Source organism: Spirosoma arcticum (assembly GCF_054779955.1).
Genome location: NZ_BAAGXG010000001.1, coordinates 206,376 through 229,850, shown reverse-complemented (window position 1 = coordinate 229,850; position 23,475 = coordinate 206,376). Strand labels below are relative to the sequence as shown.

The following is a 23,475-nucleotide window of genomic DNA, read 5'->3' as shown; positions in this document are numbered from 1 at the left end:
CGTTCAGAACTGAACTGACTGTCGTGTAATTTAGGGGCAAACAATTGAGACAGCCTACTGTTTGCATGGAAGATAGTTTGGCCTGTACTGCCATCCGTAATAATGAGACACTCCTCGACTGGCTTATCAGTTCTTCACGAATTCGACGAGCGTTTACGGCTGATGAATATTCCGGTGGTTGGCCAACCTGTTGACTTCCACCTGATCCGATTGGGCACCTGCACCGACTTCCGAATCAACTTTGGACCGGTTCGTACTAATTTTTACCAGATTGTTCTTCCTACCCGTGCTCAGTTTGGGCATAAATTGAACGCCTTTGCGCGAACATCTACCGAAAATACCCTCATGTTTGGTGCGCAGGGGTTCACCGCATCATTCGTAAATACGAAACCCGTTGAGGGCTATGCAGTTTGGTTTAAACCCGAATTTTTACGAGTCGGCAGTCCGAACGGCCGGTTTCTGCAAACATTTTCGTTTTTTCGAGCCGGTGCGTTTCCGTTTCTACCCTTGCACGAATCGAAGGTGACTGAACTTATTGATCTCTACGAACGCATTGATTATGAGTACCAAAGTGATAATCCATATCGTTTCGATGTCATTCGGTCGTACCTGACCATTCTGCTTTTCCGCGCTAAACACCTCTATGAACAGGTTCCATCAGCGGCTCCGTTGGCGGTTCCTTCCCGTGCCGTTCAGGTGACGCAGGCCTTTCAGGATTTAGTTGCAGAGCGGGCGATTTTTGACCGGGCGGTGGCGTCTTATGCCAGCTCACTGTGCATTACGCCCAAACACCTTTCCGAGTCAGTAAAAGTAGCGACGGGTAAAACAGCCCATCAACTCATTGCTGAACAACTCTTACTGGAAGCGAAGACGCTACTCCTGCAAACCGAACTGACCGTTACGGCGATAGCACACGAGTTACGGTTTCACGATCCGGCTCATTTCTTCAAATTCTTCAGGGGGCAGACGGGGCAGTCACCCTCGCAATTCCGCATACTTCCGTAGTTTTTACCAAAGGTGCCGCCCTCCTTACGTTTTCGATTGCCCATGCACCCACCACCTTTGTCGTGTCAATACTGGCAGAAAACATTTTTATCATAACACAGTAATGGGTGCGAACCTCAACGAACACGACCAGATCATACCTGTCGAGACAATTCGATGGGCTCCCTACGCCCTGGCTGGCTTCGATGGCGAGTATATGGCCACTATCGTAAATACCAATCTTCGCAAGGCTCCTTTTATTGCGTTGCTTCAGATGAAGCCGGGTGCCCGGATCGTTAAGCATTACCATCCCAAACTGATCGAATCAGTTTATGTAGTTGAGGGAGAAATGATTAACGAAGGCGATCAGCTACTGAAAGCTGGCTCATTTCTCGTGCACGGTCCCGGCGTACTACATGGATCTCACGAAACTAAAACGGGATGCACGCTCATGTTCATCCAATACCCAACTGAACTGTCAGAGAACGGTGAGTATCTGGTTGGACCTGACGATAGTGTTTTTGCCGAATAATCACTACCTGCTAATTTCCCAACACGAACCGATTAACGGTCATGGAAAATATCATTAATACCGTCGACTCTGCGTCCATTCCGTTTCCAATTCCAGGCGCTACGGCTGATAAATTATTCGTTCAATTACTCAATCAGAACCTGGAATTCGGGCCAGTTTTTGCTATTCTGGAGATGAAACCCGGTGCTTATATCCCGGCCCACATTCACCACGCCACTGCGGAGCAGCACTTTGTGCTCGAAGGTGATTTTATCAACGATGACATCACCTACGGGCCAGGCGCTTTCTTCTCGCACGATAAAGGGCAGAAACACGGGCCGCACAGTACGCAGGAGGGATGCAAACTTATCTTTATTCAGCCTGCCGAGGTAGATCCCTCTGACTTCGAGATTGCTAAGTAGGCAATACAAACCCACACTGGTCATAAAGTCCTTTGTTAAATGCCAAATCACAAGTAGGCTAACTAAAACAAAACAGCAACGTTGGACCGAGAAGCCCACGTTGCTGTTCTTCATAGAGTTGCCCGGAAGACTCCCCTTTCAGTCAACGGAGTCCGGTAGCCGTCGAAATCGGACGCCCACAATCAGCAGCCAGACCAGCCAGAGTGTGCTGCCCAACAGGCCCGCCAACCCCCAATTCGGAAATCCGGGAACAACCGTCGCCACCAACTCACCCTGCGCCAGCAGGTATATCCCCGAGGCAACGTAACCAAAATAGCCTACCCAGCGCGGCAACAGCTTCAGTTGCGCGAAGGCTAATGAGAGCAGAATGGTGTAGATAATCGTGAATAACTGTCCCATGTGTTCGCCCAGGGCAACGCCCCCGTACTGATGAATGGCCGAGAAAACAACCGTTGTGGCCTGCCGGGTAGCCGCGTCGGTGGCCGTAACGTATTGCAGGGCCAGCGTTGGTACCACGAATGGCCAGCGCATCAGCCCCACGACCTGAACAATCACTGAGATGACGCCCAGAGTAGTAGCCCAGCGGATAGCGTAGAGCCGGTTTTCGAGCGTCTGACCAAGCAGGACGTAGGCGACCAGCAGGGGCAACCCACCTATGGCGAACAGCCACCAGACCGCGATTAACAACCCGCCACCCTCGTGAAAACGGGTTAGTACAAGGCCGGGGTCCTGGCGCAGAATATCGGGGTAATCAAACACAATAGTCAGCGCAGTATAGGGGATCATTACCCCTACGACGCCACTGATAAGCAGATTGCCGATGAGCCGGTTCGACGGCATTATTGAAGGTTTCATTTGTTATGATTAGTTAACTGGATTACCAATGAATGGAGTAGCTGATGCCCGGTGTGGGATTCAATTTGAGCGTTTTGCCGGGCGACGCCAGCACGGCCGCACCAATGCGCAGATTCAGGCCCTTCCAGACGAACCAGCGGAAACCAACCTCCCCCATTGCGCCGTTGTCGCCTTCGTAGTCGCGGTCTAAGCCCCGGACGTAGGAAGCCGACGCGTAAAAAGAAGATGGGTTCTCGCGCCGACCAACGGCCCCAAACCAATAGGTCAGGCCCGAGCGCACGAATGAGGTGGTGACGTTGGTGCCAGCCGCGTTCTGCGAGACGATGGTTGGGTAATAGCCCGCGTGAACCGAAACGTGGCGTTGGCGATATTCCAGCCCGATGGATGGATTACGAAACGCGTTGAGGCTGATTTCGTTACGCGGAAAGCGCTGAGCGAAAGTGGGGCCTGCTACCAGAAGCAAACCGAATAAAATGGACTTCTTCATACCGTCATTTTTGTGTGATTGACGGTACAAAGGTGGCCAGTGGGTCAGGCCCGTCTCGTAGACATTTGTCTAATTCGCCGGGTGCAAGAGCGTCCTGTATCGACGGTTGAGCTGCGGTGCATAACCCAAACACGTACTCACTAAAAACTCAACTACCACATACTTGACTACCGAATCTGGCCCCGAATACGGCTCAGGTGGCGGGGCGTAACGCCCAGAATTGACGCTAAATAATGAAGCGGCACTTCCTGCAACAGGTGCGGCTCTTCGTCCATTAGCTTCTGATACCGTTGTTCGGCCGTCAGCGTCAGCAGGTTGTAGCGGCTCTCTTCAATGCAGTTGATCTGGTCTTCGAGCAAGCCCACGTAAAACGTTTCAAAAAGGGGTAAATCCTGCCGCAACTGAGTAAAAGCCACTCGGGAGATAGACCAAATAACGCTGTCGGTTAGCGCGCGGATAGATTCGCGGGCGGACCGTTGTTTCAGAAAACTCCCCAGCGAAACCAGAAAATCGTCTGGTCCGGCGGTGTACGTCGTGATTTCATCGCCATTGCGGTCGCAGAAAAACTGAAATAACCCTGCTTCAACGAACGCTAACTGATCGCAGATTCGTCCTTCCTGCGCAAACAAATCGCCTTTGTGCAATGCCCGGCGGTGGAACTCTTCCATAACCGCCATCTGCTGATTAGCGTCGAAACCATTCTCACGCAAAAAAACGCGTAGTCCGTCCATTAGCCTCTTGCCTTGTTTTGGTAAAGTAAAGTGCTTAATCCATCCAAAACGCATCGTCAGAAAAACAAACTGTTAGCCACCCGGAACGTGTTGCAGTGCGCTTCGACAATGTCGGTCAGGCGGGGTGAGTAGCCGCCCCCCATCGACACCACAATCGGCAACCCGTGCCGGATGGCCTGCTCGAACACAAACGTGTCGCGCTGTTTGCAGCCATCCCGACTGACGCTCAGTTTGCCCAGCCGGTCGGACGACAGGATGTCGACGCCCGATACGAAGAACAGAAAGTCGGGTCGAACGCGCTCAATCAGGCCCGGCAGGGTGTCGTAGAGCGTGTTTAAGTAGTGTTCGTCGCCGGTGCCGGTCGGCAACTCAATATCCAGATCGGACCGTTCTTTCCGGAGCGGGTAGTTGTCTTTCCCGTGCATACTGAAGGTGAACACGCGTGGTTCGTGCCCAAACATCACCGCTGTTCCGTTGCCCTGATGCACGTCGAGGTCCACAACCAGAATCTGCTTCGACTGGCCGGTTTCGAGCAGGTAATGAGCCGCCACGCCCACGTCGTTGAGCATACAAAATCCCTCACCCCGGTCGGGAAACGCGTGGTGTGTTCCGCCCGCCACGTTCATGGCGACGCCGTCGCGCCGGGCCTTTTGGGTACAGTCGATGGTGCCCTGCGTGATGATCCATTCGCGGTCGATCAGGTCGGGCGTCAAGGGAAAACCAATCCGGCGCACCATCTTGGCATCAACGGTCAGCGCCTTCAAATCCCGCACGTAGGCCGCCGTATGGACGCCCAGCACGTAACGGTCATCGACGGGAGCGGGACCAAAAAAGTTAGCCTCGGTGCAGGTGCCTTCGTAGAGCAGTTGTTCCTGAATCAACTCGTACTTGAGCATGGGAAACCGGTGCCCCTCCGGCAGCCGGAGCCGATAAACCGGCGAAAAAGCAATCTGGAGCATGGATCGGTGCGGACGTTATCGGTTCGTCCCGTTCGATAAAGATTCGTGGTTACCTAACCCGCTGGTGAGGGCTTGTGTTACCAAACCGTGTAGTTTGCCCGTTGGAACGCTTTATCCAATATACATGAGAACAGCCATTATCACGGGCGGAGGTCAGGGAATTGGCCGCGTCACCGCGCAGTATTTATTGACCCACGGCTACCGGGTGGCTATTTGGGAAGCCGACACCGACGCATTAGCCGAGCTTCGGGAAGCCTTCAAGGCGTCGTCGGCGCAGATTCTGTTCGTCTCCTGCGATGTATCGCACGAGGTCAATGTCCGCAAAGCGGTTGAGCAAACCGTCAGTCATTTTGGTCAAATCGACGCGCTCATTAACAACGCAGCGCTGATGATTGAGAAATCCCTCGACAAACTCACGCTGGACGAGTGGAACCGGGTGATTGGTACCAACCTGACGGGTACGTTTCTGTGCGCCAAACATTTAGCTCCGTACATTGCTGCCCAAAAAGGAAGCATCATCAACATGTGTTCGACGCGGGCGGTACAGTCCGAGCCAGATACGTTTGCTTATTCGGCCAGTAAGGGCGGTGTTCTGGCGCTGACTCATTCGCTCGCCGTTAGCTTAGGACCCGACGTCCGCGTCAACGCCATTAGCCCCGGCTGGATCGACGTATCGGCACTGCGTAAAAAAGCCAAAGCCAAATCCGACGAACTCAGGCCCGAAGACCACGCCCAGCACCCGGTCGGGCGCGTTGGACAAGCCGACGACATTGCCCGCATGATTCTGTTTCTGATTGCACCCGAAAACGGGTTTATCACCGGTCAGAACTTCACCGTAGATGGGGGAATGACGGCGAAGATGATTTATGTTTGAGTCAGTGAGTGAGTTGGTCAGTGGCTGACGCAGGGATGTGCTTGCGTCAGCCACTGACCAACTCACTCACTGACTTTATTAACTATATATTATCTTTACGCCCCTGCTTCATCACAACCCTACTTCTTGACTTATGAACATTGAACTCTCCACCGCATCCGAAACAGCCCCGCTGGAAATCCTTGACCTGCAAGTGTCAACCCGCCGGGTCACGGGCCGCTCTGTGTTGTCTGTACGCTTCCTGTGCCAGAGCGATCAGTATGCCAGTCACCTGCACATCCCCACGCTGACCTGGTTCGATGCCAGTCGGCTACAGCAGTTTTCGCAAACGCTGGCTACCTCGCAGTATCCCGAAACGTGCCAGGTCGATTTGATTGATGCGGAGTTACGCCTGACCGGATCAGTGCGCCGTCTGGCGGGACGGTGGACAACGGGCCGCACCATCCGGGTGGAACCACTACCCTCGGCCTCCGCTCAGTTTCTGGCCTTTACCATCCACGCGTCCCACTCCGATGTGAAAACCTACGCCGGAAAACTGTATAACCGGCTTTGGGAAGTGTTTACACGGGGATAAGAATTCAGTTGATAACACAAACTCAATACGTATATGGAAAGCCCAAACCAGGATGCAATGCTCAATGAGCAGTCGAAAACGTTCAGCCCCGATACCGGTGGCCTGATGCACGCGCCCGACCAGAATACGATGCTGAACGAGGAATACAACCCAACCGACTTATCTGGCGATGCTAACACGCTGCCTGTCACGCCAACCGACGAGGAGGAAGCCGCCACGGGCAACGATGGCACCGGAGCCGTGTCGGGTAGCCCTAACATGGAGCCGGACAATACCAACGATGGCTACGGCAATGGCGACACCCTCGGCAACAACGACGGTAATGAACCCGATCCGGAAATTAATTAGTTTCTATGTGTTTGGGTGTGTAAGTGTATAATCAAGAAGGCGGCATCCTGAGTCAGGATGCCGCCTTCTTGATTATACACTTACTGAGGCCGGTTTAAATACCCATTGTGCCACCCAGCGTTGCGTCGTTGCTGCCCGTTTGTGAACCGCTGTACGACTGACCCGACTGGTAGGTCTGGTTCGAACTGCTTTGACCTGCGTAGCGGGTGCCATCAGCATTTACGGTGCTGTCACCGTACGAATCGCGGTCCGACGAATTTATGTTGTCCGACTCGTCACTGGCGCGGTCGTTGATGAACGATTCGGCTAATTGCGTCAGTTTGCGGTCGGTGTTTTTTTCTTCGTCCAGCGTTTGCTGTAACAACTGAGCGGCCTGCGTGTGGCCCATTACCTTCGCCAGCGTCACTAACGAACCGTAAGTAGCAATTTCGTGGTGTTCTCCTTTCTGTCCCGCAATAATTAGCCCGGCATCGCGCGTCAGCGATCCTGATTCCGTATTGCTGACAACTGTACGGGCATCGTCGGCCAGTCCGTCAGCCGCTTCGCATGACCCTTCTTCAGCGTCAATGCCAAGGCTCTGAAAAACCTGCTCCAGCCGGGCCACGTGCTGCCGACTTTCCTGCTGGTGCTGCAAAAATGCGTTGCGTACTTCGTCGGTCGTTGCGGCATCGGCGCTCTCACCCATTCCTTCAATACCCTTCCGTTCGGCGTAATAGGTATTCTTGAGTTCGGTTACGAACAGGCCATGCAACCCTTCCTGCGTTTCGGTATCGTTACCACCAAAAAAATTCGAGATGCGTTCTCCAAAAGTTGCCATGATCGTATCGGTTTTATGGTTAGTTGTTGAATCTCACTTCCCCATTTCACCAAAATCATGCCACCTGTTGATACTGTGATGGTTAGCTTATTTCTACAATTAATTGTGTTTATTTTCTTCTACAACTTTAGTAGACTAATTCCCCTACCCATTAGTGCCAGCCCAATGAGCGTAACAGAAGAGGTAACAAAATGATGATATGCCAATCCGAACTGCCAGTTTATTCTTTTCTCCATTCGATCAAAAATTCACCGAACGCCGTTTTTAACGTCTGTAACGCATCGTACAAACCGCTGGTGTCGGCTACTTTGAGCTTACCTTCAGCGGTGCGGGCGATATCGGCCACGCGGGCAATGCCAATCGTGCCTGCACTGCCTTTGAGCGTATGTAAGTGGCTTTTCACGGTCGGGATGTCGCCGAGGGCGTGGGCATCAATGGCCCCGTTGACCAACTCCGTGGCTTCGGTAACGAATTCATCCATAATACTGTCTACCAGTTCCTGCCCACCAATGTCGCGCAGTTGCCCGACAATCTCGGGGTCGATGATGGGAAGCGCGGGATCGAAAATGGCTGCGGGCTTCGCCCGTTCAGGGGCTGCGGTTTGACGGTTATCGTGTTTAGCGTCCACAATTTCCTTCACCTTCGCAATCAGGCTTTGGGCACGGATGGGCTTGGCAATGTAATCGTCCAGTCCCTGACTGATGAAACGTTCGCGGTCTTCGCGCATCGAGTAGGCCGTCATAGCCACAATGGTCGGCAAGGCTTTACCGAACTCCCGGCGCAGATGCCCCGTCGTTTCCACACCGTCCATGTCGGGCATCTGAATGTCCATGAAAATAACGTCGAAAGAGGAGGGGAACGAAGGGGACGCGCCCACCGGGACTTTTCCTCCTTCCTCCTTCGCTTCCCCTTCGTTCCCCTCTTCCCTTTTTTTTCTAATTTGTTCAATTGCCGCCGGTCCGCTGTCGGCCGTGGTGACGAGACAGCCCGCTTTGCGCAGAATCTCGCTGGCCACTTTGCGGTTCACGGCATTGTCATCGACCAGCAGCACAACCGGGTGGTAGGTACTGAAGAAATTGGCGAGCGATATTTCGGCCACTTCCGTGCTTTGCTGCGTTGGGCTGATGGCGGTTTCTTTCAGTTCGACCGTGAACCAGAACGTGCTGCCCTGACCCACCACGGACTCCACGCCGATGTCGCCCTTCATCAGCGTCGCTAATTCTTTGGAAATGGCCAACCCCAGCCCCGTACCGCCAAACGACTTGCGCGACGAGGTGTCGACCTGACTAAACGAGTTGAACAGCAGGTTAATATTGTCGGGCGAGATTCCAATGCCCGAATCATTCACCGCCACCCGAACCCGGTTGAACTTACCCCGTTTGCTCAGTAGTGTTACCTCCACGCGCACCGCCCCATTTTCGGTGAACTTGATGGCGTTGGAGGTCAGGTTAGACAGCACCTGGAGCAGCCGCGTCTGATCGGCAATGACAAACGTTGGCAGGTTGGGACCAAGGTGATAGGTCAGGGTATTATTTTTAGAGTTGGCCTGCTGACCGAAGAGCGCGATGAGTTTCTCGAATATTTCGGCAAACGCCACCGGCGACTCGTGCAGAGCCATTTTTCCCGCTTCGATTTTGGAAAGGTCCAGAATATCGTTGAGGATATTAAGCAGCGTTTCCGACGAGCGTTTGATGGTTTTGACGTAGTCGCGCTGTTCGGCGTCGAGGGGCGTGTCGTTGAGCAGGTCGATCATGCCGATAACGCCGTTCATGGGCGTTCGGATTTCGTGGCTCATGTTGGCCAGAAACCGCTCTTTCACCTTCAGCGACCGTTCGGCTTCGTCTTTGGCCTTCACCAGCTCCACCGATTGCTTCTTGAGTTCGGTAATGTCGCGGGCCAGCACCGCCACCACCGAGTCACCATCCGGGGATTCCGCGCTACGCCCTTCGTTGAGCAGCAGCATGTTAAACATAAACTGTCGCTCGGTGCCATCCTTCCGGCGCATGCTCACCTCAAAATTACGCAGGCTGCGGTTGCGCTCCAGTTTAATCATGGCCCGGTGAATCTGGATTTTGTTTACAAAATAAGGCATAACGTCCTGGCCCAGCACTTCTTCGGGCGTGTACCCCATGCGCTTAAACACCGACGGGCTGATCATCGTGATGCGGCCTTTACGATCCACGCGGGCGTAGATATCCTGAAGATTCTCGAAGATACCCCGGAACTTCTCTTCGCTCTGGCGAGTCGCTATTTCGGCGCGTTTGCGGTTGGTAATGTCGCGGGCAATGCCCGACACTTCGTCAATTACGCCACCCGACAGCAGAATTGGGTTTAGCTGAAAGTCGAGCCAGGTTTCGGCTTCGGTGATGCGCTCTCCATCAACGCGCAGTTCAAACGTTTGGGGAATACCTCGGAACGCCTGCCGGTATTTTTCTTCCAGCAGCCTGCGGCCATCCGGCCCAATCATGCGCCAGCCTAAGTTGGGCGCACTGCCGTTGAGCACGGGCGTCTGACCAATGTTCCGTTCGAGCAGGCGCGTGTAATTTTTGTTGAACGACGTCAGTTGCAGCGCTTTGTTCACCGACCAGATCAGGTAGGTGCTGCTGTCGAACATGGCATTCAGGCGGGCGTTTTGCTTGTCTAAAGCAGCCTCGGCCTGTTTGCGGGCGATGGCCAGCGCTACCTGCCCCGAAATAAATTCCAGCAGTTCAAGGTCGCGGGGGCCGTAGGTGCGGGCGTCGTCGTAGGATTTCACGCCGATGATGCCCGTAATCTCGTCGCCAATGCGGAGCGGGGCCGTCAGCATCACCTGCGGCTGAAGCTGCCCGTAGAGGTCGATCTGGTGCTGGTCGGCAAGTTGACGAATGTCTTTTTCATACAGGAATAAGGGTTTGTTGGCCTGAATCGTGTATTCGGTCAAGCCGTTGCCGAGTTTGCGCTTGGTAAATCGCATGTTGCCGCCGAAGTACTCGTCAACGTAATACGGGAACGACAGGTACGTTTTGCCAGAGTCGTAGAGGGCGATGAAAAAGTTGCGGGCGTCGATGATGTTGCCCAGTTCGTCGTGAATCTTGTGGTAAAACTCGTCTAAGTTCGTCGTGTTGATGGTCCAGTTGGCAATGCTGTAATACAGCTTCTGCGATTTTTCGGCCCGCACTTTACCCGTCGTATCGTGCAGAATGCAGCGAAACGCCGTCGGTCGCCCGTTGTCGAACCGGCAGTTGATGCTGCCCGACAAAAAAATCGTCTTGCCGGTTTTACTCCGGAACACTGTCTCGATATACGGCAGGTTAGCGCCCCCCTGAATGCGTTTAAGCATCGACAGGGTGCTCCCGGCATAATCGGGGTGGAGCACCTCGCTCAGGTTCAGCGAGGCAATCTCCTCCGAACTGTAGCCCAGCACTTCGCGCCAGGCCCGGTTCACGAACATAAACTTGCCGTCGAGGTTCAGGAGCTGAATCAGGTCGGAGGTGTTGTCGACTAAATCCTGCAACTGCGCATTGGTGTTGGACAGGGCCGAGGCCACGCGCCGTTTGTTGGTTATGTCTTCACCAATAATCGTGAATGAGGCCACATCCCGGCCCGATCCGTTGACAATGAACGAGTTGAGCTGAACGTTCCGGACCGCCCCGCTCCGCGCCAGCAGGTTTATTTCTTTCTGTTCGGGAAAACCGCCCTTCACTAAGGCTTCGTCAAATTCGAGTTCGAGCCGGGCGCGGTCAGCCGCCGGAATGAAAATATCGAAGAAATTCTTACCAACAATATCGCCCGGATGCCAGGCCGTTACTCGATACGTGTAGGGATTTACGTAGCTAAGCGTACCGTCGCGGTCGATGGTGACACCAATGAGGTTGAGTTGATCGACGGTCTGTCGGACGTCGAAAGCGGGCTGTGGGTCGGCCACGGCCACCTCGTCGCGTTCGTTGTGCAGCCGTTCAATTTCGGCGACTAATTCATCTTTCGTTTTGGCGGACCAGCGCATACGGACAGCGGATAAGGCAATGACAGAGTCAACGGTTGAACTCCGTTGAAAACAGTTAAATTTACGAAAAATGCTGATTTCCGCCATCGGGTACGGTATGGCGGACTAAAATTAAACGACCGGGGCAGTCACTTGAACAGATTGTCATTTGCCGTATGCGTACTTTGTGTTTTGTTAGCTATTCCCTGATGCGTATGCACCGACGTGCCGTTTGTTGCCTGTTGCTGCTGGTCCTGACGGCCTGCGAACCGTTCGACCTGACGAAGAAGAATTTCCCTGCCTGCGTTGTACCCAGCGCCGACGTTGGCGTTACCATTGACCGGTTAGACGTTACCTTCTTCTTAGACAAGCCACAGGGCGACATCGGGACCGTGGGCTGGGACCCCGGCGACGGGAAGGGCAGAAATCGCGTGGGCGCACGGGTGACGTATAATTACGAGCGGGCGGGTACGTACACCGTTACCATGATACTCGTCAACTCCTGCGACGACAGGGTCATGGTAGCTAAGCAAATTACCGTCAGCAATTAAGCTGATTTCCACTCCGTATTCGTACCACTGCTTACCAACCCGATATGCGCCTGCTGCTTCTCATTTTGAGCTTACTATTAACCCGGCCCGGCCAGGCGCAGGAGCGTGTTCGTAATGTCAGATTACACGTTGCCGACTCCTCAGCGCTTGAAATCCAGTACGACCTCATCAACGCCCGTCCCGGCGACTCGATCTACCTGGAGGTAAGAAGCCGCCTGCGCGGGGCGCTGCGCATTGGACCCGAGTTTGTGCGGGGTGACGTGGGCAAGCGGATCGTGGCGGGTTCGGACCGGCGAATTGTCTGGAACGCACTGGCGAATGGCTACTCGCTCAACGAAGAAATCCGGGCAACGGTGCTGGTAAAAACTGGCCTGCCAGCGGCTCCTGACCCGCCCCGCCCCGCCGAATCTGTAGCCATGGCGCAGCCGAATCCCAGTCCAGACCGCGCAACGCCAGATGTTGTCGAAAGGCCCAAACGGGATGAGCCGACCGCTACGCCCCGCCCTACCCCAACCGACGTAGCGGCCCCGGCCGTTCAGCCTCCTATCAGTGAACCCTCCACGCGGGCAGACGTGGTCCAGCCCGATACGGTTGTTACCCAGAAAAGGCGGTATGCCGGGCCTGCCTGGGCGTTACTGTCGGCGGTGGCACCGGGTTTTGGTAATATATTCGTGCAAACGCCCAGACCCAGAATTGGTTTGCGTCCCTTGCTGGCCGTGAGTTGCTACGGACTACTGGTGTACGGCCTGCAGGAGCGTCAGAAATCGCGCGATGCGTATGTCGTTTATCAGGAGCAGAAAAACGTCGAAACGGGTGAACCTTATTATCAAACCGCCAACGACCTTCATCACCGTTATTACTTAGCTACGCGGGGAGCCATCGTTATTGCCGCTGCCGACGTTATTCTGACCTTTTTCAAAGGCCTGCGCAACAGTCGAACCGTTGCCGCAAACCGCCCGCTGCAATCCGTCACGCTCCGGCCGGGCCTGCAGGCCGGGCAGCCAACGGCCATGGTTCGCTACTCGTTCTGATCGTCTTACCTCCGTGTGCATATGTGTGTGGGCGTACGTATTTTATATACTTTGATAACGGCTCCTTTACGCACGTAGAAACGAAAACACTCAACAACTGAACCTATGCGTTTGTACTCCCTGATTGTATTCTTTACCGGCCTGTTCTTCAGCAGTATGGCGCAGCCGACCCAGCGTACCGGACGGACGAAACCAGTCATTTATTCGGCTTCCAGCGATTGGCAGAGAGTGACGTTGAAGTCAACGCCCCGGCTTTCGGCGGGGTCTGTTTCGTCAGCATCCACGTCCGAACGCACCGCACGCCCGGTTTCGCCACCACCCGTTCCGCGTGAAGCAGGCGGCCGAACGAGTCCAGCCGTCGGTGCGGCACCGTCATCGGCTGGCCCTCCGGCAACGGCGCAGCCGAGTCTCAGTTCAGAACCCGTTGCGCAACCAACTGCCAGACCAGCGCCGACGGCGTTGCCCCGGTACGTCCCGCCTACTCCGACCGGGGTGGGCTACCGGCCCGCGTTTACGGGCGATTTTGTCACCAACCGCAACGGCTGGAAAGCGGGCAACAAAGGCGATTATTACTATCAGATCGGCGTGGGCAAGTACAACATCCGCAAGCGAAACGTGAACACAAACCAAATCGCGTTCAGCTACGTACCGCTCCCGACCGAAATTAACCTTAACATTGCCGAAACGTTCACCATCAAAGTCGACGTGGTGGCCGACTCCGGCCGGGTTCCAACGGGGGGGCTCCTGTTCGGCGTGGCCGATTCGCTCAACTACTGTGCCTTTTCGCTGAACAGCCGGGGCGAGGTTTCCATCATCCGGGTGTCCAATGGCATGACCTTCAGCGACTATATGCCGGGGGATTATTTCAGGCCAGGGGTTTTGCTCGAAAAAAATCGCGACCGGCTCACGATCCGGCGCACCGGCGACGTTTTGCATTTTTTCATCAACGAACAGGAAGTGCGCAGCAGCCCGTATCCGTTCAGGATGCTTCCCGGCAACGGTATTGGCCTGACGACGACGGGTTACTGGACTTCGTTTCAAAAACTAACCGTGACGCTGGGGCCGTAATCAACACAGTATCAGACTTTTCAGGCGGCCCGTCGGAAAGGAGAAAAAGGTTAACTTTGAGAACTGCGCTGCCTTCGGTACGCAAGTTTATCCAGGCCCACCGTTCCAAACCGTACTGTTTTTGTGAAAAAAGAATCATCCGGCGTACTCGGTCGGCTCAGTCGATGGTACGACGTGCTGTCGACCGAGCGCAACGTTAGCCAAATCGAGCGGACCATCATCACCTTTGCCCTGATCGGATTCGCCCTGCACCTGCTGCTGATTTTTCTGGCCCGCCACGATGCATTCGGGGCCGATATGCTGCTCCGGCTGCAAACCAACTACCTGAAAGCCATTTATACACCGTTCAGCATCATCCTCTTTTATGAAGTGCTGACGTTGGTCATTATCCTGCCCCGGAGCATTGCCATTTTCATCGGCAAGCAGTACGAAATTATCACTCTCATTACAATTCGTAGTTTCTTCCACGACATCGCCGACTACGACCTCGACCAGCCGGAGATCTACACGTTTGGCTTCCTCGGCGAAATCAGCCTGGACCTTACTGGTGCGCTGCTGTTGTTTTTCCTGACTACGGTGTATTACCGGATTTTTGCGGGGACAAAAAAATTGCGGCCCGACCCATCCTCGAAACGTACGCGCATTATCCAGATCAAAAAGGCTGCTGCCGTGATTCTGAGCGGTTTGCTGCTGGTGCTTTCGGTGGTAAGTTTAACGGGCTGGCTGGAGGAACTGTACCGGGCGGGGGTCACGGGGGGGGATTTTCCAAACCCGAACGGCGTGTTTTACAACGATTTTTTCACCGTCATGATCTTCGTGGACGTGTTCCTGCTTATCCTGTCGTTTATCTATTCGGGCACCTACGATCTTATTTTCCGCAACGCCGGATTCGTAATTTCGACCATTTTAGTGCGCGTTGCCCTCACCGCCGAGCGGCCCTTTACAATCTATTTCGCGCTGACGGCCGTACTGTTCGGCGTGTTGCTGATTGCGCTCTTTGCTTTTTACAACAAATCAGGCAGCGGACTCGTGGAGGTCCCCGATGATGCGGAATAACGTGACGGGAATTAACGACACCTATCGAATCAGTAGTGAGTTAACTGGCAAGAGACTATTTTTGCTACAGCAGTTGCCCACGTTTCAGTTTAAAACAAAAACTAATCGCTAAACCAAACGATCATGGCAAAGAGTCAGGACTCCAAGAAAAGTACGAAGAAAGAGCCGTCGAAAACCCCCAAGGAGAAGAAAGAGGAAAAGCGGGAAAAGAAGGCAAAAAAAGAGTATTAACACCTCCGGCCTGTGCGAACACAGGCCGGAATTTATTTAACAGGCTGGTTGCTGCGGTGGCCGAACAACATTTCCCTTCCTACCGATTCAGCGTATCTTTTTTGGTTTTTGCCCCCTCCAGCGGTATGGCTACGCCGAAGGCACGCGGGTCGCTCGGCGGACTTGTCCTGAGCCGCCCTTTCCTGCCTCTTTTCTGAGGAACCGCCACCGCGTTGGGATTCGGCGATGACTGAAGCAGCGTTCCCGGACCGGACAAGGGCGTATCAATACCCGGTATTTGCACCGCCGGGCGGGACGACGGCTGAGGGCGTTGCGTTGTATCGGTTTGACCAAAGCAAACAGAGGCACACAGACTGAGCAGGGAAAAAATTAAAACCGGGCGTATCATAAACAGGGCGTTTGTTGAGCAGAGTAATTCTATTCACGTATCAACTCTGGTTTATGCACTACGGTTTACGACTTATTTCCTAATCTGCTCCCCCTCCCGGTTAATGTTCATAAGCTGACCGTTCAGAAATACGGCCGCGGTGTTGCCCCGAAACGGAGTCACGGCCTCGTACTCCGGCCGAATTACCCACTGGTCAGCCTCATTGATATAACCCCACCGCCCATTGCTGCGGGCACGTCGCCAGCCGCGCTCGTCGGCTCCCAACTCGACTTTGTCGTAAGGTTTATCGCCAAAGGCTTCTTCGTATTTACCAATGCGGGCATCGGCGGGCGTTGTGGGTGTTACTACTGGTTCGGCCGGGGCCTGCACGACTGGTTCAGGTTGCTGGACCTGCTGAACCGACGATTTCTCAACGGTTTTTTCTATCTCAGTTGTTTTGGCAGAGACTGGCGCGTCAATTGTCTTTACGGGGTCACTGGGCGACGGATCAATAGCTACGTCTTCGTCCGGCTCCCGTCGCTTTTCGCTCCGGCTGATCGACGACGTTCGGCGGGTTGTCCGTTCCGTCTGGCGTTCGGGCTTCTGGCGGGGAGGGGGCGTTGCATTGTTATTTTTGATGAACCAGTAGATCAGCCCCAGCAGTACCAGCGCGAACAAAACGCCGTATAAACCGCTGCGATCGGGCTGAATCACTTCCACCCGGACCGTGCTGAGCGGGTTATCGTTGGCATCGAACAACGTGTAATCAGCGGTTTTCGATGGTTTGATCCAGCCCCGGTTTTTGGGTGATAGGCCTTCGCCGAGGTCATCAATCGTCACCGCCAGCAAATTTTCGACCTCCCAATCGAGCGTCACCGTATCTCCCTTGCGAACGCGGGCGGGCGTAGCCGTAAACGACCTGACAACGGGTGGAGGACCCGTTAACGGCGTTGATTCGACAAAGGCGGGCAAAGGAGTTGACGCAGGCGTCGGAACAAAAACCGGTGGCTTAGGCAGCTCAGGAGCGGGTTTGGGCGTAGCCACTGGGGCCAACGGCTCCACCGACGCGGGGCGAAGTGGCTGAACGTCAGTTTCAAGCAGGCTCTCGAAACTGCGAGGTTCGTCGACCGGCACTACGGGCGCGGGCGGAACAACCACAGCGGGCGGCTGTTGAGCTTCAGATGGGGCCAAACTCGCTTTCAGCCGGGCCAGTTCGGCGGGCACCCACCGATTGCGCACAAAATCGGGCGACAGCTTCAGCGACCGGGCTGCGTTGACAATCTGGCTCAGGTCCTGTTCAACGAGGTGGCTGCGTGAAGGCTGCGCCAGCCGGGCAATGCGCGTTTGGATATTCTGAAAGAGAATGCTGTTGTTGCTGACCTCCTGACTGACTTCGGTAGCCCGTTTCAGGGCAACTTCCAGTGACAACCCAGCCGCCTGAGCGTCCTGAAGGTAGCCATTGCTCCGCCAAACATCGGGGCCATCGAGCACGATGGCTTCGCGGAGTCGGTCGGTCAGTTCGGTTTCGGTCATGAAATTGGGGCGTGTTTGACTATTTAGTTGTTTGGGTGAGGATGCGGCCTACACTGATACACACAAACACGTAAACACAAAATTTAATCAAACGTCACCACGTTACGCCGGTAATCCACCGAAATTTTACCAAACTGCGACAGAGCCGACTGTCCCAGCAGCAGGGGCGCTTTTGAGCCGCTGACGATGTTTGCGCTTACGTTTTCAAGTACCCGGTCGCCGATTTGTACCGATCTCAGCCGGACGACCGCGCCGGGCGAGATGGCCCCGGTGGCATCCTGAAACCGCGACCGGCCGATGATGTCGGCGGTAGTAATGGCACCTTGTTTGTACATGGATTCAGCTTCGGCTTCCGACATCGAGATCAGGCTCGCCCCCGTGTCCAGAATGAACCGCATTGGTACACCATTGACCGTGACGGGGACTTTGTAAACACCGTTTTCGCGTTTCATAGCCACTTCCGTTGGGCCATCACCAATTTGCTTGAGCGTCGGCTTTGTCGCGGGTCGGGGCGCATCGAACGAGTCCCGGACGGGGGTTTGCGTTTGACGGTCCGCCGTATTTCGTTTGGCCCGGCGCGGCTGGTGACTGCCCGACCGGGAGCAGCCCGAACAGCCGGAAAGATAGTGTAAGGTCAGTAAGGCGAGGAGCAAAAAAGTCAGACGATTGGTCATTCGGGGCGCATTCAGTTCTCAGGAACCAAGATTGATAAAACGGATACGGACCGGTGCATATTGTTGTTCAGTCTGGAACAGGAGTCGCTTTCAGGGTTAGTGGTTACTCCGTTTCGTTGTAATACAGTCTTTTAATCATCCGCTTCAGCAACGCTAAATAAATACCAATCACCACGATATTAATCAGGTGATTGAAGAAAGCAATTGCCCCGAGCAACAGGATGAGCGCCAGGAAGTAAGCACGGTTATTCACTATGCCCTGAATGAAATTAGTATATTCTTCGATCATCATCTTAGCCAGCGACGGCAATTCTTTTCTGTTCTCATCGTCTTCCCGAGGGGGTCTATGGGCGTCCGGTGTTATCAGCACGAAACTAACAATCAGGAAACCAACGAGGAGGTACAGCAGGTAATAACAGCTAATCCGGTGGCTCCCGGCCAGCAGGTTTATAAATACGTTCAACAACAGAACCGACCCATGCATCGGTCCGACCAGGGTTTGGTGCGTATCGCGTTCCGCATCCTCGAACAAACCAATGAAAATAATCGACCGCTTTCCCTGCCTGTGATTCATGCGTAGCTGATTCAGAAAGCCTTCCTGTTCGGTGGTATCGGTCTTTTCGGCAAGCTGTCCTAAGTAATAAAAATCAGGCCGCAGCCGTCCGGTAGCCGCTTGCAGAGTGTCATTCGAGTCGGCTGTGGAAACCCGCAAAAACGCGTCCCACCAGTTGGTTTCGATGGGTTCCGCTTCGCGGCTCACGTCCGCGTTGGTGATCCAGAACTCCGGCACGAATTTATCAGGCACCCGAACCCAGGCACCGCCCGCCCGTTTCTCCCGAATCTTCTGGCTAAACGAGGATTTGAGACGCGGGGCATCGACCGTTACCTGTTCAAGTCGGCTGTATAACTCATAGGGCAAACTGAACCGGTAACCACCGGCCACCGTGTCGAAAAGTTGGTGCGTAAAAAACGTGCCTTCGTAGTACTTAGTGACATCGACCGACCCGCCCGCCAGCGAGTCGGTGACGATGGCCGACTGACCGTAAATAGACTTGCTCTGACCCAGTTGACTTTTTGCGATCAGCAATTTACTGTTTGTTTTGGGACTATTATCCCCGTCGATCCGGTTGAGTGCGTTCTGGAGCGCCCGGTCTACGTCTGTGTCGAAAGGTTCGCCGAAAGTCAGGTCGCAAACAACCATGTCGACCAGCGAATCGACTGAGTCGGCCGCGACCAGGTCCAGGAGCCGGGTGAGCTTCTGCCGGTCGGTAATCAACTGATTCGTACCCCATACGGTGTTGAGCGAAGGGTCGGCTACCAACGCCAGATCATGCGACGCGTCGACCAGCAGCAGGCGGTTGTCGCCCAGAAATTTATTGATTGACTGATTCTGATGGAGCAGGCTCTGAAAGCGGTACAGATCGCTGAAGAAAGCCGTTTGGGCGTTCATCAGCAGTGGAAATTCACCCGAACAGTTAACGGTGAAAAGTGTTAGAAAAAAGGCATTGACGATTGAAACCGACCACTTAAACCACGGCGGGGACAATTTCAAACGGGTAAACGACCAGACCGCCCCGTAGATTACCACGTAGGACGCCACGAAGATCAACCCCTGAACCAGCCACTCATGCTGATACTGGGGGTCGATGTAGCGGTCAATGAAGGGACTATTCATGGCGCACAGGCAATGCGCTCGGTGCGGAGCAGGTTGCGGATCACCTGCCGCTGCGCTGATAAATAAAGCCCCAGACTAACGCACTGCTTGCCCCCCCAGTTGCGGGTCAGGTAGGCCATCAATCGGTCGGGCAGGTCGCGGCAGGTGGCCGGTTCCTCGTCCATTGAGGCCCGGAGCGACCGCACGAGTTGGGCGCGGTCGTCCGGCGACAGGAAATAGAACGTAACCGGGTAAGATTCTTCCTCTATTTTAACCGTAGCGGGCAGGTACCGGCCCGCCGAACTGGCCGGTAGCAGACCCGCGTACACTAATAGTTCGGTGCGGTTTGCGCTCAGTGGTAGTGGGTAGGTTTTCTGGCCAACGCTCAGCACGAAGCGCGTGTCAGGGCTAAAATCGCCCAGCCGAATGCGCAGTGTATCGAGGACGATGGTCGTATCCTGAAAAAAGCACCGCTGATTGTCGCCGGGTTTGGCGACTAAGTTAAGCCCGGTGCCCCGGCCCGCTGCCGCACTCACCGTTGCGTTGAACAGACCCGGTTTGTTGTCGTTGTCTGACTGCCAGAACCGAACCTGCCTGTTCGGGTAGCGAATCTCGACCTGATACCGCTGTAACCCGAGTTTTCGAACGGTTTTGTCCCATTCGTTCAGGTGTTCCTTCAGCGTCTTTTCGTTGGCTTCGTACTGAGCTTTGGTCTTCTGAGCGTATTCTTCACCGGTTGGGACGGGTAATTCCCGGACCTGTTTGACTAACTTTTTATAAGCGTCCACCGGACCCGGACACAGGGCAACCCGGTATTTAGGTTGCTGGGCGCACAGGGTCAGGGGCACCAGCAGCAACAGGCCAACCAGTCGACCGGGGACACGAAGCAGCAAGAGTTGCCGGGGAGTCATAGTGGAAAGTGATGGGGTGAGAACGATGGGTAATTTACTTTTCGAGTCTGTCCAGAATCTCTTTGAGCCGGTTGATGATGGAAGGCAGGTCGCTGCGGGCCTGGTGAACGAGCTGCGTGGGTTTACCAGCGTATTTTTGGATCACGTCATAGCGCCGGTTGATCTCCAGCATACTTGGTTTGAGCCAGTCCGTTTCGCGCGTAAACTGCTGCTGACAGGCCGGAGACAAATCATTGATCCGGTTGAACAACAGTTGCTCCAATCGTTCATAAAATGGTTTCTGATTGGCATAAAACTCACTGAAAACTTCGGCGTATTGCTGCGCATTGTCCGTCGTAATCGAATTATACATATCGGACAGCAGCGGCATGTCGTCCCGAATCCCGGCCAGCGCAATTTCATTCACGAACTGATTCATGGGTGGGCAGAGCTTCGTTACCGGCCGTTTGTCATCGCCAGTGTCTGCGGTTCCGCCCGCGTACGGTTTGAGGTCCTGTTCATACTGCGGGTTCTGCTCCTGACTGTTCTGCCGGGCAATGGTTTCCGTCCGCAGCACCACGTCGTCGAGCAGGGGTTTCCAGTTTATAGCCCCTTTGCGGCTGGTGGCGCACCAGTTGTTAAGGGCGTTCTGAAACGACACACTCATCCAGCCGCCCTTCGCGTCGGTGTGAGAGAACTGATTCCGGCGCGAACTGCTCATCAGTATGCCCCCCTGCCAGTTTCGGAACAGGTCCCGGAACCGGTCGGGGTTCAGGTTTTGGGGCGGCATCACATCGATGGTCCGTGCACTACTGACTTTAGCGGGCGGGTCAGTACGTTCTTTGTTGCAGGCGTCGCCAACGACGATAGTCAGGCGCGGCTTTTTGGCCCGAATGCGGGCGTAGAGTTCGCGCAGGTTCCGGGCCGACGCGTCAATGGTGGCGGGGTCGGCGGTGGCCTTGCCAAAAATCAGGGACGGGTATTCATTCTGGCGGTTGTTGAACCCGTGCCCGACGAAGTAAAAAAACACGACGTCGTCCGGCCCAACGGTCAGCTCGTTCAGCGCGTTATCTAATTCGGCCATGCGGCAGCGGGTACCGTAGAACCCCACCGACCGCAGCTTCAGTTTAGCCTGTTCGGCGATGGTGCTGGCCAGTCCATTGCCACCGGTGAGAGCAGCGTACGTTTTCATGTTGTTGGAACCAATGTCGATGTCGTCGGTGTCAGCAAAAGCGATAAAGTGCAACGTCTGACACCGGGCCACCGGGCCGCCCGCCAGCAGAACCAGTACCGACAGCAACGCGATAACGGTACGGCTCATGGTTTAGTGGTTTTAGATGCCGTGGTACGACTTTTGACGGATTTAACGGGCTTTTTCGATCCGGGCTTGGTGGGTTTTACCGGGTTGGGCGTTAGTAGTTTGATCATCTTTTTGTGTCCGTCGGTGTTCAGTGTCGCTTTCGAATAGTCCATTGCTGCGTAGGTAGTCGACAGCAGAAAATTGACGTGATTGAACCGGTCGCGCGAGCGGGGGTGCGATTCGTAGAGCGATTCGCGGCTTTCGGGTGTCACTTCTTTGGTGGGAATTTCGCTGGTGTCGTCGCCCATCGACTGAAACAGCATGGCGGCCGCCTTACTGTCCATCTGCCCGCCCATATCGTCCTGAGCCAGCTTTTTCCAGATGTTAGCCGCTTCCCGCGCGTCGTAGCCCGCGTCGAACATGTAACGCAGGCCAATGCGGTCGGCCTGGGTTTCCTGCGTTCGGCTGTACTTGCTAACGTACATCTCCGACATCAGCACGACGGCGACGGCCGGAGCCACATACCCCGTGCTGACCAAACTCGCCACGGTCAGTATATCGCTGACCGCCTTCCAGTTTTGCCGGTTGCGGTACGTTTTGGCGTGGTGTTTCTGCGTAACGTGGGCAATTTCGTGCCCCAGAATAGCCGCTAACTGCGCTTCGTTATCAAGTTTCTTGAGCATTCCCGTATGCACAATCACGGTACCGTTGGGGTAGGCCGACGCATTAACGCGTTCATCATCAATAAGGTAGTATCGAAAGTCGATGTGGTCAGGGTGATTCAGCGGTAGTGACCGCAGATAGGCCGGTACTACCTTCTCGCCCACCGTGTTGACGTAATCCTGAAGGACGTTGTTAGTGATGAATTTACGGGTAAACTGAGTGCCTATGCTCAACTGGTCTTTGTCTAATTTCAGGGTCAGGTCCACCCCCCGGCGCAGCAGCCGGTCTTCAACGCTGGACTCGATGGGCCGGGCTGTGCCGCGCGTCACGTAAACAACGCCGTCAGTCTCGCGTTTGCCCTGTAAGTTCAGTTCGCAACCCAGTTGAAGTTCGTTGAAGGAACCGAAGGTTTTGTCGCGCCATTCGTTGGTGCCTTTCAGCACAGTCCCCGGCTTAATGATTACCAACTGCCCGTCGACCGACGCTTTTTCACCATCAAAAAATTCAAATAACCCCTTCAAACTGGTATTGCCGTAGTAATTATCGGACAGCACTACTTCTTTGGCCTCATTTTTAAGACTGATCTGGTAATGATCGGAGCGCAGACTGATCTGCATACCGGGCCGGATATCAGCCGCATTCAGTTTGTCTTCGGGTTTTAGTTTCTCGAGTTTCCGTCCCCCGAGCGCCCGTTTCAGAAACAGTGTTTTTGGTGTCATCGTCAACGTCGAGTAGCGCGTGTCCAAGTCATCCGCAATGAAAACGCTCATCGTTTCGTAGGGTGGCTTAAAGGTGAGCACGGTAGCCTCAGTAAATTTCTTATCGAGAGCTACTTCGGTCGTCTGAGCGCGGGCGACCGAACATGTACTAATTAGCCCGACCAGAATAATTCGTGCGTAAAGGTTTGTTTTCATGGTGTGCGTTCTATGAGTTG

Annotated in this window: 23 protein-coding genes; 10 read left to right on the top strand and 13 right to left on the bottom strand. The window is 54.6% G+C overall.

Features of this window, described 5'->3' with window-relative positions:
- Positions 1 to 102: 102 nt before the first annotated feature.
- The 3 genes from ACYVHB_RS01010 to ACYVHB_RS01000 all read left to right on the top strand — a co-directional run bounded on the left by ACYVHB_RS01010 (position 103) and on the right by ACYVHB_RS01000 (position 1,917).
- On the top strand, positions 103 to 1,005 hold the full coding sequence (locus ACYVHB_RS01010) for a helix-turn-helix domain-containing protein (protein WP_461048764.1): 903 nt from the start codon (positions 103 to 105) through the stop codon (positions 1,003 to 1,005).
- A gap of 103 nt (positions 1,006 to 1,108) precedes the next feature.
- Positions 1,109 to 1,516: a cupin domain-containing protein gene (locus ACYVHB_RS01005; protein WP_461048762.1), complete on the top strand. Its 408-nt coding sequence runs from the start codon at positions 1,109 to 1,111 to the stop codon at positions 1,514 to 1,516.
- Between the two features lie 41 nt (positions 1,517 to 1,557).
- A complete protein-coding gene (locus ACYVHB_RS01000; RefSeq protein WP_461048760.1) occupies positions 1,558 to 1,917 on the top strand; it encodes a cupin domain-containing protein in 360 nt (119 codons plus the stop codon).
- A 138-nt stretch (positions 1,918 to 2,055) separates the two neighbouring features.
- Here the strand turns inward: ACYVHB_RS01000 and ACYVHB_RS00995 are convergent, their stop codons facing one another.
- The 4 genes from ACYVHB_RS00995 to ACYVHB_RS00980 form a co-directional block, all read right to left on the bottom strand.
- Positions 2,056 to 2,772 carry a DUF4386 domain-containing protein gene (locus tag ACYVHB_RS00995; RefSeq protein WP_461048758.1) on the bottom strand — a complete coding sequence of 239 codons (717 nt, stop codon included), beginning with the start codon at positions 2,770 to 2,772 and terminating at the stop codon, positions 2,056 to 2,058.
- 22 nt (positions 2,773 to 2,794) lie between these two features.
- Positions 2,795 to 3,259 carry a hypothetical protein gene (locus ACYVHB_RS00990; protein ID WP_461048757.1) on the bottom strand — a complete coding sequence of 155 codons (465 nt, stop codon included), beginning with the start codon at positions 3,257 to 3,259 and terminating at the stop codon, positions 2,795 to 2,797.
- Positions 3,260 to 3,426: 167 nt separating this feature from the next.
- Entirely contained in the window at positions 3,427 to 3,990 is a 564-nt protein-coding gene (locus tag ACYVHB_RS00985; RefSeq protein ID WP_461048755.1) for a Crp/Fnr family transcriptional regulator, read from the bottom strand.
- A gap of 56 nt (positions 3,991 to 4,046) precedes the next feature.
- On the bottom strand, positions 4,047 to 4,949 hold the full coding sequence (locus ACYVHB_RS00980; RefSeq protein ID WP_461048752.1) for a histone deacetylase family protein: 903 nt from the start codon (positions 4,947 to 4,949) through the stop codon (positions 4,047 to 4,049).
- 124 nt (positions 4,950 to 5,073) lie between these two features.
- Between ACYVHB_RS00980 and ACYVHB_RS00975 the strand changes: the two genes are divergently transcribed.
- The 3 genes from ACYVHB_RS00975 to ACYVHB_RS00965 all read left to right on the top strand — a co-directional run bounded on the left by ACYVHB_RS00975 (position 5,074) and on the right by ACYVHB_RS00965 (position 6,745).
- Positions 5,074 to 5,823 (top strand): SDR family oxidoreductase, encoded by a 750-nt coding sequence (locus tag ACYVHB_RS00975; RefSeq protein WP_461048750.1) that lies wholly within the window; start codon positions 5,074 to 5,076, stop codon positions 5,821 to 5,823.
- A gap of 133 nt (positions 5,824 to 5,956) precedes the next feature.
- The gene (locus ACYVHB_RS00970) at positions 5,957 to 6,397 is read left to right on the top strand and encodes a hypothetical protein (RefSeq protein WP_461048749.1); all 441 of its coding nucleotides are present in this window, start codon (positions 5,957 to 5,959) and stop codon (positions 6,395 to 6,397) included.
- 33 nt (positions 6,398 to 6,430) lie between these two features.
- Entirely contained in the window at positions 6,431 to 6,745 is a 315-nt protein-coding gene (locus ACYVHB_RS00965; protein ID WP_461048747.1) for a hypothetical protein, read from the top strand.
- A gap of 94 nt (positions 6,746 to 6,839) precedes the next feature.
- Here ACYVHB_RS00965 and ACYVHB_RS00960 read toward each other — a convergent pair whose 3' ends face one another.
- On the bottom strand, positions 6,840 to 7,562 hold the full coding sequence (locus ACYVHB_RS00960; RefSeq protein WP_461048745.1) for a YciE/YciF ferroxidase family protein: 723 nt from the start codon (positions 7,560 to 7,562) through the stop codon (positions 6,840 to 6,842).
- A gap of 220 nt (positions 7,563 to 7,782) precedes the next feature.
- Complete coding sequence (locus ACYVHB_RS00955) at positions 7,783 to 11,544, bottom strand: PAS domain S-box protein (RefSeq protein ID WP_461048744.1); 3,762 nt, start codon at positions 11,542 to 11,544, stop codon at positions 7,783 to 7,785.
- Between the two features lie 194 nt (positions 11,545 to 11,738).
- Here ACYVHB_RS00955 and ACYVHB_RS00950 point away from each other — a divergent pair, with 194 nt between their 5' ends.
- The 4 genes from ACYVHB_RS00950 (at position 11,739) to ACYVHB_RS00935 (ending at position 15,229) form a co-directional block, all read left to right on the top strand.
- Positions 11,739 to 12,074, top strand: a complete 336-nt coding sequence (locus tag ACYVHB_RS00950) for a PKD domain-containing protein (RefSeq protein WP_461048742.1) — start codon at positions 11,739 to 11,741, stop codon at positions 12,072 to 12,074.
- A 44-nt stretch (positions 12,075 to 12,118) separates the two neighbouring features.
- Positions 12,119 to 13,105, top strand: a complete 987-nt coding sequence (locus ACYVHB_RS00945; RefSeq protein WP_461048740.1) for a hypothetical protein — start codon at positions 12,119 to 12,121, stop codon at positions 13,103 to 13,105.
- 105 nt (positions 13,106 to 13,210) lie between these two features.
- Positions 13,211 to 14,173 (top strand): hypothetical protein, encoded by a 963-nt coding sequence (locus ACYVHB_RS00940; RefSeq protein ID WP_461048738.1) that lies wholly within the window; start codon positions 13,211 to 13,213, stop codon positions 14,171 to 14,173.
- Between the two features lie 123 nt (positions 14,174 to 14,296).
- Complete coding sequence (locus tag ACYVHB_RS00935; protein ID WP_461048736.1) at positions 14,297 to 15,229, top strand: hypothetical protein; 933 nt, start codon at positions 14,297 to 14,299, stop codon at positions 15,227 to 15,229.
- Between the two features lie 310 nt (positions 15,230 to 15,539).
- Here ACYVHB_RS00935 and ACYVHB_RS00930 read toward each other — a convergent pair whose 3' ends face one another.
- The 7 genes from ACYVHB_RS00930 to ACYVHB_RS00900 all read right to left on the bottom strand — a co-directional run bounded on the left by ACYVHB_RS00930 (position 15,540) and on the right by ACYVHB_RS00900 (position 23,455).
- A complete protein-coding gene (locus ACYVHB_RS00930) occupies positions 15,540 to 15,848 on the bottom strand; it encodes a hypothetical protein (RefSeq protein WP_461048734.1) in 309 nt (102 codons plus the stop codon).
- A 72-nt stretch (positions 15,849 to 15,920) separates the two neighbouring features.
- Entirely contained in the window at positions 15,921 to 17,360 is a 1,440-nt protein-coding gene (locus ACYVHB_RS00925) for a WG repeat-containing protein (protein ID WP_461048733.1), read from the bottom strand.
- An 83-nt stretch (positions 17,361 to 17,443) separates the two neighbouring features.
- The gene (locus tag ACYVHB_RS00920; protein ID WP_461048731.1) at positions 17,444 to 18,034 is read right to left on the bottom strand and encodes a retropepsin-like aspartic protease family protein; all 591 of its coding nucleotides are present in this window, start codon (positions 18,032 to 18,034) and stop codon (positions 17,444 to 17,446) included.
- Between the two features lie 103 nt (positions 18,035 to 18,137).
- Positions 18,138 to 19,709 carry a hypothetical protein gene (locus ACYVHB_RS00915; protein WP_461048729.1) on the bottom strand — a complete coding sequence of 524 codons (1,572 nt, stop codon included), beginning with the start codon at positions 19,707 to 19,709 and terminating at the stop codon, positions 18,138 to 18,140.
- Positions 19,706 to 20,599 carry a hypothetical protein gene (locus ACYVHB_RS00910; protein ID WP_461048728.1) on the bottom strand — a complete coding sequence of 298 codons (894 nt, stop codon included), beginning with the start codon at positions 20,597 to 20,599 and terminating at the stop codon, positions 19,706 to 19,708. Before ACYVHB_RS00910 ends, ACYVHB_RS00915 begins: the two co-directional genes overlap by 4 nt.
- Positions 20,600 to 20,633: 34 nt before the next feature.
- Complete coding sequence (locus tag ACYVHB_RS00905) at positions 20,634 to 21,899, bottom strand: caspase family protein (RefSeq protein WP_461048727.1); 1,266 nt, start codon at positions 21,897 to 21,899, stop codon at positions 20,634 to 20,636.
- A complete protein-coding gene (locus ACYVHB_RS00900) occupies positions 21,896 to 23,455 on the bottom strand; it encodes a M48 family metallopeptidase (RefSeq protein ID WP_461048725.1) in 1,560 nt (519 codons plus the stop codon). The genes ACYVHB_RS00905 and ACYVHB_RS00900 overlap by 4 nt, the downstream gene beginning before the upstream one ends.
- Between the last annotated feature and the right edge of the window lie 20 nt (positions 23,456 to 23,475).